This is a genomic window from Microbacterium lacus (assembly GCF_002812805.1).
Taxonomy (GTDB): Bacteria; Actinomycetota; Actinomycetes; order Actinomycetales; family Microbacteriaceae; genus Microbacterium; species Microbacterium lacus_A.
In genome coordinates this window covers 126491-138541 of record NZ_NMUM01000005.1, presented here as the reverse complement: position 1 = coordinate 138541, position 12051 = coordinate 126491, and the positions used below count along the sequence as shown (strand labels likewise).

At 67.5% G+C, this 12051-nt stretch carries 11 protein-coding genes; 2 read left to right on the top strand and 9 right to left on the bottom strand.

Features of this window, described 5'->3' with window-relative positions; genetic code table 11:
* Positions 1-27 precede the first annotated feature (27 nt).
* The gene (locus CGU34_RS01125; protein WP_036294476.1) at positions 28-501 is read left to right on the top strand and encodes an acyl-CoA thioesterase; all 474 of its coding nucleotides are present in this window, start codon (positions 28-30) and stop codon (positions 499-501) included.
* Between the two features lie 64 nt (positions 502-565).
* On the opposite strand, the gene CGU34_RS01120 is transcribed toward CGU34_RS01125, so the two are convergent.
* Entirely contained in the window at positions 566-1465 is a 900-nt protein-coding gene (locus tag CGU34_RS01120) for an acyl-CoA thioesterase (RefSeq protein ID WP_440344723.1), read from the bottom strand.
* Positions 1466-1516: 51 nt separating this feature from the next.
* On the opposite strand from CGU34_RS01120, the gene CGU34_RS01115 reads away from it, so the two are divergent.
* Positions 1517-2158: a hypothetical protein gene (locus CGU34_RS01115; protein WP_100812992.1), complete on the top strand. Its 642-nt coding sequence runs from the start codon at positions 1517-1519 to the stop codon at positions 2156-2158.
* A gap of 13 nt (positions 2159-2171) precedes the next feature.
* Here CGU34_RS01115 and CGU34_RS01110 read toward each other — a convergent pair whose 3' ends face one another.
* The 8 genes from CGU34_RS01110 to pepN form a co-directional block, all read right to left on the bottom strand.
* Positions 2172-3836, bottom strand: coding sequence for an FAD-binding dehydrogenase (locus tag CGU34_RS01110; protein WP_100812991.1), 1665 nt, complete (start codon positions 3834-3836; stop codon positions 2172-2174).
* Between the two features lie 46 nt (positions 3837-3882).
* Positions 3883-4398 carry a globin gene (locus CGU34_RS01105; RefSeq protein ID WP_100812990.1) on the bottom strand — a complete coding sequence of 172 codons (516 nt, stop codon included), beginning with the start codon at positions 4396-4398 and terminating at the stop codon, positions 3883-3885.
* Positions 4395-5552, bottom strand: coding sequence for a mechanosensitive ion channel family protein (locus tag CGU34_RS01100; protein ID WP_100812989.1), 1158 nt, complete (start codon positions 5550-5552; stop codon positions 4395-4397). Before CGU34_RS01100 ends, CGU34_RS01105 begins: the two co-directional genes overlap by 4 nt.
* A 23-nt stretch (positions 5553-5575) precedes the next feature.
* Entirely contained in the window at positions 5576-6253 is a 678-nt protein-coding gene (locus tag CGU34_RS01095) for a response regulator (protein WP_100812988.1), read from the bottom strand.
* Positions 6246-7502 carry a sensor histidine kinase gene (locus CGU34_RS01090; RefSeq protein WP_100812987.1) on the bottom strand — a complete coding sequence of 419 codons (1257 nt, stop codon included), beginning with the start codon at positions 7500-7502 and terminating at the stop codon, positions 6246-6248. The genes CGU34_RS01095 and CGU34_RS01090 overlap by 8 nt, the downstream gene beginning before the upstream one ends.
* Before the next feature lie 9 nt (positions 7503-7511).
* Positions 7512-8375 (bottom strand): ABC transporter permease subunit, encoded by an 864-nt coding sequence (locus CGU34_RS01085; RefSeq protein WP_100812986.1) that lies wholly within the window; start codon positions 8373-8375, stop codon positions 7512-7514.
* Positions 8372-9283: an ABC transporter ATP-binding protein gene (locus tag CGU34_RS01080; protein WP_100812985.1), complete on the bottom strand. Its 912-nt coding sequence runs from the start codon at positions 9281-9283 to the stop codon at positions 8372-8374. Before CGU34_RS01080 ends, CGU34_RS01085 begins: the two co-directional genes overlap by 4 nt.
* Before the next feature lie 104 nt (positions 9284-9387).
* Positions 9388-11973, bottom strand: coding sequence for an aminopeptidase N (gene pepN, locus CGU34_RS01075; RefSeq protein WP_100812984.1), 2586 nt, complete (start codon positions 11971-11973; stop codon positions 9388-9390).
* Positions 11974-12051 lie beyond the last annotated feature (78 nt).

Here is a 12051-nt window from a genome sequence, read left to right as displayed (position 1 = left end):
CCCAGCGGCGTGCGGCTGCACGTCCCGATGCCGCTTCGTTGGGGCGACCTCGACGCGTTCAACCACGTCAACAACACGTCGATGCTCAAGCTGCTCGAAGAGGCACGCATCCGCGCCTTCTGGCGGTCGACGGGCGAAGACGGTGAGAATGCGCCATCCACCGCGGTCCTCGACTCCGGGCTCGAGCACGGCGTGCTCTCGCTGATCGCACGGCAAGAGATCGAGTACCTTCGCCCCGTTCCGTATCAGCGGCGACCGTTGGACGTGCAGATCTGGTTCGGCCGGATCGGTGGCTCGAGCATCGAGATCTGCTACGAGGTCTACAGTCCGCTCGGGCCCGGTTCCGGCGACCACGAGAAGCAGGAGCTGTATGCACGCTCCTCGGCGGTGCTGGTCATGGTGGATGCCGAAAGTGGGCGCCCGCGACGTCTCACCGACGAGCAGCGCGCTGCCTGGACGCCGCATCTCGGCGAACCGATCGTCTACGCGCGCCGCGGTTGATCCTGTTCGCTGAGCTTGTCGAAGCGACCCGTCAGTACGCGTCGCTGAGCCTGTCGAAACGGTCCTAGGACGCGTCGGGAACCCGGATGACGATCTCCTGCGCCGACGTCGCGACGAGCAACCCGTCGCGCGTGTAGATGCGGCCGGTCGCAAGACCTCGGCCGCTGCTCGCGCTCGGCGACTCCTGCACGTACAGCAGCCACTCATCGACGCGGGCGTGCCGATGCCACCACAGCGCGGCATCCAGACTCGCGACCTTGATGCCGGGACGGGTCCATGCGATGCCGTGAGCCCGCATCACCGACTCTTGGATCGTGTGGTCGGAGATGTATGCGAGCGCTGCGCGATGTAGCGCCGGGTCATCCGGCAATCGTCGCCTGGTCCGCACCCATGCCGCGTTCTCGGGGCGAGCATCGGCGTCGGGGTGAAGATAGATCGCGGGCAGAACATGCCGCACCTCGACGGGGCGGTCTGTCAAGAGACGCTTGGACATCGGATGCGCCTGATCGGCGCCCGGGGGCAGCTCAGACAGCGACTCGGGGTCGGGGATTCCCTGCGGCATCGGCGTTGCGTGTTCTAGCCCCGCGCCCGCCGTCTGGAAGGACGCGATCATCGAGAAGATCGGCTCGCCCTCTTGGAAGGCTTGGATGCGGCGGGCCGAGAACGAGCGTGCATCGTTGATGCGGTCGACCGAGAACGTGATGGGCTTCATCGAATCGCCGGGCCGCAGAAAGTAGCCATGGAGGGAGTGCGCGAGACGTTCTTCGGGCACCGTGCGCTGTGCCGCTATGACGGCCTGTCCCAGCACCTGCCCGCCGAACACGCGTCCGCCGGGCATCGGTTCGGATTGCCCGACGAAGATGTCCTCGGTCGTCCGCGCGTCGCCGCCCTGGAGCGACAGCACGGTCAGGAAGCGATCCACCGGGTCGTCCGAGCGGAGGGTGGGAACGGCTGAATCAGTCACGAATATCCTCCCGCGGCATGGGTGCTCCGCCGCCTTGATAGCTTAGAGGGGATGCCGCAGACCCTCAGATTCCCCGATTCCGAGGCGCGCGACGACTTCCTGACCTTCACGTCCCGTGCCTCTCGCTTGAGCGACCCCGAGGTGCGGCTCGAAGCCTCCCGCGGCACACTCGCCACCTGGGCGCCGATCCTGGTGCCTCGCGGTCTGCTGGACCGCACGCCGACGATCCTTGCCCTGCGCGCGCTGCCCGTCGATCCCGAACTCGTCTGCGATCTTGTTGTCACGGCATCGAGTGTCGTGGCATCCACGAGCGACACGACCGCAGCCGAGCTGCCCGCGACCGCCCTGCGCGCGACCTGGGCGGGTGTCTCCGCCCCGCGCGGTGGGTGGACGCCGGTACGAACGATCGACAGCGCGGATGTTGCGGCGCGGGCGCACGAGGGAATGGCGCGGGTCGCCGAGGTCGTTCCGGCCGATGCTGGCGCCGAAGCGGTCCAGCGCGTGCGTTCGGCCGTCTGGAGCGAGCCCGTCGAGGCCTGGTCGGGTCTCTCCCTCGGCGCAGGTTTCGCCGCCGTGGCGCTGGGCTTCATCGTGGGATCCGAACAGGTGCACCTGCTGAAGTCGGGCGCGTGGGCTCGACTGAGCTTCGCCCGTGGCCACGTGTTGGTGCGTGGCGCGACGATCACCGTCTGATTCGGACGCGGATTCAGACCGAGGCCGCGGCCGCCCGACCTGCTGCGCGGCCTGAGAACAGGCATCCGCCGAGGAACGTTCCCTCGAGTGCGCGGTAGCCATGGACTCCGCCACCGCCGAAGCCGCTTGCCTCTCCTGCGGCGAATAGTCCGGGAACAGGTCTGCCGCCCATGCCCAGCGCGCGCGACTGCAAGTCGGTCTCGATCCCGCCGAGTGATTTGCGCGTCACGATGTGCAGCTTGACCGCGATCAGGGGTCCCGCCGATGGGTCGAGGATGCGGTGGGGTGAGGCAGTGCGGATCAACCGGTCGCCGCGATATGCGCGGGCCGACCGCAGCATCGCGATCTGCGCATCCTTCGTGAAGTCGTTCTCGATCTCGCGGTCACGTGCTTCGACTTCTCTCCGCGCGCGCTCCACGTCGAGGGCGTCCCCGCCCGGCAGAGCCGCCATCCCGGCAAGCAGTCGGTCGAGTGAGTCTGCGACGATGAAGTCCGCGCCTCGGTCCAGGAACGCCTGTACGGGGTCGGTCGGACCCTTCGCAAGTCGCGACCGAACGAGCAGCCCCAGGTCTTTGCCGGTCAGGTCGGGGTTCTGCTCGCTCCCCGAGAGAGCGAACTCCTTCTCGATGATGCGGCGTGAGAGCACGAACCAGGAGTGATCGTGCCCGGTTGTGCGCAGGTGCGCGAGCGTGCCGAGGGTGTCGAAGCCGGGGAACAGCGGCACGGGAAGGCGATTGCCGGTTGCATCGAGCCACACCGACGACGGTCCTGGGAGGATCCGGATGCCGTGATTCGGCCAGACGGGATCGTGGTTCTGGATCCCCTCGACGTAGTGCCACATCCGGTCGTCGTTGATCTGGTGCGCCCCAGCCCGTTCTGCGACGTCCAGCATCGCGCCATCGACGTACGCGGGGACCCCGGAGAGCATCTGCGCCGGCGGAGTTCCGAGGCGCTCGGGCCACCGACTCCGCACGAGCGCGTGGTTGCCGCCGATTCCCCCGGAGGCGATGACGGTCGCGCCGGCCGTGATGTCGAACGATCCGACGATCTCTCGGGACGATGCCTCGCCGCGTGGCGTCCCTGAAGGGGCGAGTACCTCGCCCACCGCGCCGACGATGCCGCCGTCGTGCGTAACCAGGTCAGTCACTCGGTGTCGCGCGAGCACCGTCGCGCGTCCCGCCGCCTCGCCACGTTCGACCCGGGCCTGGAACGCCGCCACGAGGGCGGGGCCGGTGCCCCAGGCGATGTGGAAGCGCGGGACCGAGTTGCCGGGACCCATCGCCGTGTACCCGCCGCGCTCCGCCCAGCCGACGACAGGAAAGAGGCCGATGCCCAGTTGGCGTAGCCACGCACGCTTCTCGCCCGACGCGAACTCAACGTAGGCCTCGGCCCAACGCCTGGGCCAGGCATCCTCTTCGCGATCGAACCCGGCGGTTCCGAACCAGTCCTGCCGAGCCAGGGCGAGTGAGTCCGTGATGCCCATACGCCGCTGCTCGGGGGAGTCGACCAAGAAGAGCCCGCCGAACGACCACCATGCCTGCCCGCCGAGGTTGCTGCGCGGCTCTTGATCGACGATCGTGACCGTCTTGCCCGCGTCCAGTGCGTGCGCTGCCGCGACGAGTCCGGCGAGACCCCAGCCGATTACAAGGACGTCGGTGCTATGGGTTGTCTTGGCCATGGCGACTCCTGTGTCGATGGACCCGCGCGTGGCGGCGGGGGCGTGCTCAGTTTTCGGGCGGCGGCGATTCGTGAGTGGGTGCCTTCGGAACGGGCGGATGGTGCGGGCCCGCCACGCTCGCGGTGAATGCCGTCCGTCCACCACTCGGCGGACCGATCGGTGACGCCTCGAATGTGTTGACCATAGCCATCGCGGCGCGCTCGAGGTAGTCCCACAGCGTCGCCTCGTGGAGCGGCGGCAGGTCGAGTTCGTCAAGCGAGGCGCGCATGTGCCTCAGCCAGCGGTCCCGCGCGTCGGGATTCACGTGGAAGGGGTTGTGGCGGGCGCGCAGGCGCGGATGGCCGCGACGCTCGCTGTACGTCGTCGGGCCGCCCCAGTACTGCTCGAGAAACAGGGTCAGTCGCTCGGCCGCGGGGCCGAGGTCTTCTTCCGGGTACATCGGCTTCAGGACCGCGTCGGTCGCGACGCCTCGGTAGAACCCGTCGACGAGGCGGACGAACGTTTCGTGCCCGCCGACCTCGTCGTAGAAGCTCAGGGGCAACGCATCCATGTCGTCCGTCATGTCGTGCCGCCTGTCTTCGGGGTCGTGTCGTCGTCCGGGTGAGTGCTGTCGCCAGCGGTGTTTACTCCCGCCGAACCGTCGGGTGCCGTGTCCGCCGGGGGCGCCGTCTTGCGGGTGCGCTTCGGCTTCCACACCGGGCGCTCCGGCATCGGCGCTGCTTCGGTTGTGACCGGCGTCGGGCGGGTCTTCGGGGGGTTCGCGCCGCGCACGCGCTGCGCGCCCTCGAGTCCCGTCAACACGATCGAGTTGAGCTGGGGGAGCGTAAGACCGAGGCCATCGATCGCGTGCTTGAGACGCATCCGCAGCTCACGCGCGACATCGTCTTTCGCGTTGGCGCGCGTCTTCATGACCAGACGGATGACGAGGGCGTCACCCGAGACCGATTCGAGACCCCACACCTCGGGCTTCTCGATGATGCGGGTGCGCCACTTCGGCTCCTTCGCGAGGTCCTTCGCGGCCTCGAGCATGGCCGATTCGACCTCGTTGATGTCGGCGTCGACCGGCACGGCGAGGTCGATGATGACCCGCGACCATCCTTGCGACATGTTGCCGATGCGCGTGATCTCGCCGTTGCGGACGTACCAGAGCGTGCCGTTGACGTCACGGACGTGCGTGATGCGGACGCTGACGTACTCGACGATGCCGGTCGCGAGACCGAGGTCCACGACATCCCCGATACCGATCTGATCCTCCGCGACGATGAAGATACCGTTCAGCACGTCCTTGACGATGTTCTGCGCGCCGAAGCCGAGTCCCGCGCCGATCGCCGCCGTGAGGAGGGCAAGCGAGCCGAGTGCGTTCGGGGCAATCGCGTTGATGACGAGCACGATCGCGACAATGCCAACAGCCACGTTGACGATGTTCTGCAGGATCGACCCGAGGGTGCGGGTGCGCTGAACGAGGCGGACGGCGGCCAAGGGGGAGCGTTCCAGAGCCTGGGTGTCGTCGACGTTGGCCTTGTTCTTGGCCCCGTTTACGATTCGCGTCACCACGCGTCGGATGACGATACGAAGGATCCACGTCAGCAGCAGCGCTCCGATGATGACGGCCACGACGTTGAGCGCGCGGAAACCGGCGACTGTCAGGCGCTCGAGGAGTTGCGCCCACCATTCGGGGTTGGCGACGGTCTCGTCGGCGGATGCGAAGGCGAACATCCTCCCGATTCTACCGGCGGGCACTATGCCGTTCCTGTGACGCCCAACCGGTGAGCGAGGATCACGGCCTGTACCCGATCGCGCGCGCCCATCTTGGCCAATACCCGCCCGACGTGGGTCTTGACGGTCGATTCACTCACGAACAGCGCGGTGGCGATTTCTGTATTCGTGAGCCCCTGGCCGATCGCGGCGAACACGTCGCGTTCGCGCTCCGTGAGTGTGGCGAGTGCGACGACATCCGCGCCACCACCGGAGGCAGCGGGCAGATGTCCGCCGAACAGTTCCAGCATCCGTCGGGTCACGCGTGGCGACAGTGTCGCGTCGCCCGAATGCACGGCACGGATGGCTGCCGTCAGCTCGCTGGCCTGAACGTCCTTCAAGAGAAAGCCGCTCGCGCCCGCGGCGAGCGCGCCGAACGCGTACTCGTCGAGATCGAAGGTCGTGAGGACGATGATTCTCGAGTCGGGATGCTGCTGCACGATCTGCTCTGTCGCGGCGATGCCGTCGAGCCGAGGCATCCGTACGTCCATCAGGACAACATCGGGGGTGAGCTCGCGCACCGCCTCGATCGCCTCGGCACCGTTCGCGGCCTCGCCGACCACGACGAACTCCGGCGAGGCCTCGAGCACCATGCGGAAGCCCATCCGAATGAGCTGTTGGTCGTCGACGAGCAGAATGCGGATGGGCGTGCGTTCACTCATGCGGTGGCTCCAGGGGGATGCGGGCGCGGAGTCGCCAATGGTCGGGTGAGATCATGCCAGCCTCCAGGTTGCCGCCGAGATGGGCGAGGCGCTCGCGCAGCCCCAACAGTCCGAGACCGCCGCCGCCCGATGGTTCGTCTGGTCGCGAACCGTCGTTGTCGACGCTCAGGGTCAGCTCGTTCTGCGCGTGGACAACCTCGACGCGGATGAAGCGCGGGTCGTGCGCGTATCGCATGGCATTGGTCAGTCCCTCTTGCACGATGCGTCGAATGGCTTGACGGACCATGGGTGGGCAGTCGGCGACTCCGGTCAGCGAGAGGCTGACGGGGAACCCCGCGTTTCGCGCTGCATCGACCAGGTCCTCGAGTGAGCCGTCTTCGATCGGTGCGAGCGGAGCATCAGCCGGACGATCATCGCGCAGCACTCCCAGCATCATCCTCATCTCGGCGAGCGCATCCCGTGCCGTGGCGGCGACGGCGCGCGATGCCTCGCGTGAACGCTCAGGGTCGGATGTGACGCTCGCCCCCTCGGACAGGGCGACGATGACGGTGAGGGAGTGGGAGACGACGTCGTGCATCTCGCGTGCGATGCGGGTACGTTCTGCGGCTGCCGCGAGCTGCGCCTGCTGATCCCGCTCGACGAGCAGTTGTCGCGAGCGGTCGATCAGGGCCTCGAGGTACCGCTTACGATTCCCGACGTTCGCGCCGACGAGCGTACCGAGCAACAGGGTTACGCCGAAGCTGATCGCGATGTTGAGCAGCAATGTCAGATCGGTGTACCCCGTGAGGGTGCGAATTGCGATGTACAGGCCGAGCGCGACCACCCCGGATCCGAGTGCGATCCAAGCCGCGCCTGCGCTGCGATAGACCGCGATCGAATAGATCGCTACAACGGTGGCGGGGCCGCTGATCGTGTTGATTTCGTCCGGGCCGAGCAGCAGAACGGGCGCCAACGTCACGATGAAAACGGCGACCGGCCACCGTCGGCGCCAGACGAGTGCGACGCAGCCGAGGATCGCTAAGCCGATCATGAGAGCGAGGAGCATGCCCGTCGGCGGATTCTCGCGTTCCGCCCGGATCGTGAGCGTTGGGGCCGACAACAGGAGGGCGAATACCGCGATCAGGATGTCGGCGAAGAGTGGGTGCCTCGCCCAGAAGCGCCGAAAGACACCGGGTGGTCGCGGCAGACGCAACTCGTCCTCGGCCGGGCGGGTGCCCGGGCCGAGGACGAGTTCGCGTGCTGCGGACATCGATCGACTCTACGCGTCGCGCGTCTTCAGAACCGCGATCCCGCCGACGAGCGCTGCCGCCGCCCACGCGACGATCGTGATGACCGCGGGGACCGTGTCGAGCGCATTGCCGGACATTCCGCCCGAGAGGAACAGCGACTGCCCGGCGTTCGAGGGCAGGTAGCTGGCCAGGTCGTGAATCCAGGCGAACCCGTCGACGCGCGGGAAGAAGCTGACCAGGAGAGGTGCGACGAACACCAGTCCGATGCCGATGGCCAGGGCGCCCGGCCCGTTGCGGATGATGAACCCGATGCCGACCCCCATCATCGCCATGAGAGCGAGGAACAGGGCTGCGCCGAGGAGCGGCATGAGCGCCGTCTCGGGTTCGCTGAGATCGAGCGCGTTCGTGGTGAGGATCGGTGCGGTCACGATCGCGATGATCGCGAACACCACGATGCTCGTGACGAACATCGTCACCCCGACGACGAGTGCCTTGGCGAGAACCGCGCCGCTGCGCCCAGGTGCCGCGGTCAGGGTGGAGCGAATCATCCCGGTCGAGTATTCGCCCGTGACGGTGATGGAGCCGAGGATGACGGCCAGCAACTGGGTCAACACCGTGCTGAAGACGATGACCTGCACGGCGACGGCGTTGCCCTGGGGCATCCCCGCCTCCGCATTGTCGAGGGCGAAGCTCGCGTACGACGCGGCCATCAGCAGGCTGAGACCGACGGAGAGGATGAGCACAAGGGCGATGGACCACCACGTGGAGCGGATGGTCGTGAACTTCAGCCATTCGGAGCGCACGAGACGCACGAAGGAGAGATGGATGCGGGGGTCGGCCGCCGCGGGGGTGGTGGTTTGCGCGGCGGGTGCTGTCGCGTTCAGGGTGCTCATGCGATGTCCTTCGTCTTGTACTCGACGTCTTCGCCGGTCAGGCGCAGGTAAGCGTCTTCCAGGGTTCCCGAGGCCGGGGTGAGTTCGTGGAGCGCGAATCCGCGCGATGCGGCGAGGTCGCCGACGGTGGCCGCCGTGACGCCGACGATATCGAGCAGGCCGGGCTCGGACGTCGTGATGGTGATTCCGTCCGCGGCGAGTGCCTCGGCGAGAGAGGAGGCGTGCGGGCTCCGCACCCGCACGGAGTGCTGGGTCCACTGCGAGACGAGGTCGGTGACGGGCGCGTCCGCGAGCACCTTGCCGCGGCCGAGCACGATGATGTGGTCGGCCGTTACGGCCATCTCGCTCATGAGGTGGCTGGAGAGCAGCACCGTGCGTCCTTCGGACGCGGCGTGGCGCACGAAGCGACGCACCCACATCACGCCCTCGGGATCGAGGCCGTTCACCGGCTCGTCGAGGATGAGTGTGTGCGGGTCGCCGAGGAGCGCCGCGGCGATGCCCAGGCGCTGGCCCATGCCGAGCGAGAAGCCGCCGGCGCGCTTCTTGGCAACCGAGGTGAGTCCGGTTATCTCGATCACTTCGTCGACACGCGAGCGGGGGATGCCGTGGGTGGCGGCCATCGCACGCAGGTGGTTCTTGGCGCTACGACCCGTGTGGACGGCCTTCGCATCGAGGAGTACGCCCACCTCGGTGAGCGGCGAACGCATGCCCGTGTACGCGCGGCCGTTCACGGTTACGCGGCCCTTCGAGGGACGGTCGAGGCCCACGATCATGCGCATCGTGGTGGATTTGCCGGCGCCGTTCGGGCCGAGGAATCCGGTGACTTTGCCGGGTTGGACGGTGAAGCTGACATCCGAGACCGCGTGCTTGGCCCCGAAGTCTTTGCTGAGATTCTCTGCAACGATCATGTGCTTCACGCTACGGAAGAACCCTCCGTCGGCACGTCCGCCTCCGGAGGGTTCTTCTGGTGCTGTGGCCTAGTACCGCGGTACCGCGCCATCGGTCCCGCGGGTCAGGCCGCGTCGCGCTCCTGCACCGCGATCGCCCGCTCGACACCCGCGAGGTTCTCCTTGACGAGACGACGGAGCGCCGCCGGGGCATCCGCGTTCGCGTCGAGCCAGGCGAGCGTGGCGTCCCGCAGCGCAGCATTCGCGAGAGGAGCCGGGTAGAGGCCCGTGATCAGGTACTGCGCGATCTGGTAGCTGCGCTCCTTCCAGATCGGCAGAAGCATCTCGAAGTACGGCGTGACGAACTCTTCGAGCAGTTCGACACCGGCCGGATGCGTGAACCCGAGCGCCGTCGAACGCACGATCGTATTCGGCTGGTCGGAACGCTCGACGAGCGAATCCCAGGCGGCGAGCTTGGCTTCGACGTTCGGCAGGGCGGCCTTCGCCTGAGCGGCGAGCTCGCCACCCTTGGACGTGTTGTCCTGCGCGAGCGCGTCTTCGATGTGCGCAGCGGTCGCGAAGCCACCCGCTGCGAGCGAGATCAGCAGCTGCCACGACAGGTCGGTGTCGATCTCGAGTCCCTCGAGCACGGTCTCGCCGTCACGCAGGCGACGGACCTGCTCCCACTGCGTCGCACTGGAGGCCGCTGTGGCGAACGCGGTGACGAACTGCAGCTGGCTGTCGCTACCGGGCTCTGCCTGACCGGCGAGTGCCCAGAGGCCATCCGCCACACGCTCTCGGGTCGCCGTCCGCTTTTCGGGCGCGACGTACGAGTTCGCGGCGAGCTGCAACTGGGCCAGAGTCGTGCGCACCGTCGTCGATTCTGTCTCGGAGCCGATGTTCAGCAGCACCAGATCGACGTAGTCGGTCGCGGAGGCCTCGGCATCCCGCGTCTGATCCCACGCGGCGCCCCACACGAGCGAGCGGGCGAGGGGGTCGGAGATGTCGCGCAGGTGCGCGATCGCGGTGCCGAGCGAGCGCTCGTCGAGGCGGATCTTGGCGTAGGCCAGGTCGTCGTCGTTGAGCAGCACGAGGTCGGGACGCGCAATGCCGGCGAGCTCGGGAACTTCGGTGAGTTCGCCGTCGACATCCAGCTCGACCTTGTGAACGCGGGTGAGGGCGCCGTTCTGGAGCGAGTAGAAGCCGACGCCCAGTCGGTGCGGACGGATCGTCGGGTAGTCGGCGGCGGCCGTCTGCGCGATCGCGAAGCGGGTGATGGTGCCGTCCGCGTCCTCCTCGATGACCGGCGTGAGCGTGTTGACACCGGATGTCTCGAGCCACAGCTTCGCCCACGAGCCCAGCTCGCGACCGCTCGTCTTCTCGAGCTCCACTAGCAGATCGCCGACCTCCGTGTTGCCCCACTGATGCTTGTCGAAGTACGCCGCGACACCGGCGAAGAACTTCTCGATGCCGACCCAGGCCGCTAGCTGCTTGAGCACCGACCCGCCCTTGGCGTACGTGATGCCGTCGAAGTTGACCTGCACGTCGTCGAGGTCGCGGATCTCGGCGACCACGGGGTGGGTCGAGGGCAGCTGGTCCTGGCGGTAGGCCCAGGTCTTCTCCATGGCGTTGAAGGTCGTCCACGCCTCGGTCCACTCGGTGGCCTCGGCGGTGGCGATCGTCGATGCCCACTCGGCGAACGACTCGTTCAGCCAGAGGTCGTTCCACCACTTCATCGTGACGAGGTCGCCGAACCACATGTGCGCGAGCTCGTGCAGGATCGTGACGACGCGGCGCTCCTTGACGGCATCCGTCACCTTGCTGCGGAACACGTACGTCTCGGTGAACGTCACGGCGCCCGCGTTCTCCATGGCGCCCGCGTTGAACTCGGGCACGAAGAGCTGGTCGTACTTGGCGAAGGGGTAGGGGAAGTTGAACTTCTCCTCGTAGTACGCGAACCCCTGGCGCGTCTTCTCGAACACATAGTCGGCGTCGAGGTGCTGCCAGAGACTCTTGCGGGCGTAGACGCCGAGGGGGATGACGCGGCCCGAGGCGCTCGTCAGCTCCGAGAACGTCGACTCGTACGGGCCCGCGACGAGGGCGGTGATGTACGACGAGATCCGCGGGGTGGGCTCGAAGGTCCATGTCGCGGTGGCCTCACCATCCGGTCCCTGAGCCTGTCGAAGGGTCGGCTCGGGGGTGGGGGAGTTGGAGACGACGGCCCAGGCAGCGGGCGCGGTGACCGTGAACTGGAACGTGGCCTTGAGGTCGGGCTGCTCGAACACTGCATACATGCGGCGGGAGTCCGGCACCTCGAACTGCGAGTACAGGTAGACCTCGCCATCGACGGGGTCGACGAATCGGTGCAGTCCCTCGCCCGTGTTCGTGTACAGGCAGTCCGCGTCGATCACGAGCTCGTTGTCGCGCTCGAGACCGGTCAGGGCGATGCGCGAGTCGGAGTACGCCGCGGCCGGGTCGATCGAGCGGCCGTTGAGCGTGATCTCGCGAATGTCCTTCGCGATCAGGTCGATGAAGGTGTCGGCGCCCTCCGTTCCCGTGAACCGGACGACGGTGCGCGAGCCGAAGATGTCCGGCCCGCGGGTGAGGTCGAGCGTCACTTCGTATGAAATCCCGGCCCCTGAGCCTGTCGAAGGGTCGACGACGGCGCGGCGCTCCTGCGCCTCGATGCGGGTGAGGTTTTCTCCAGGCACAGCGTTACTCCCGTGGGTCGTGGGCGATCGGAGCCGCACGCGCTGCTGGCGCCCGCGGCATCCGTCCAGCCTACTGAC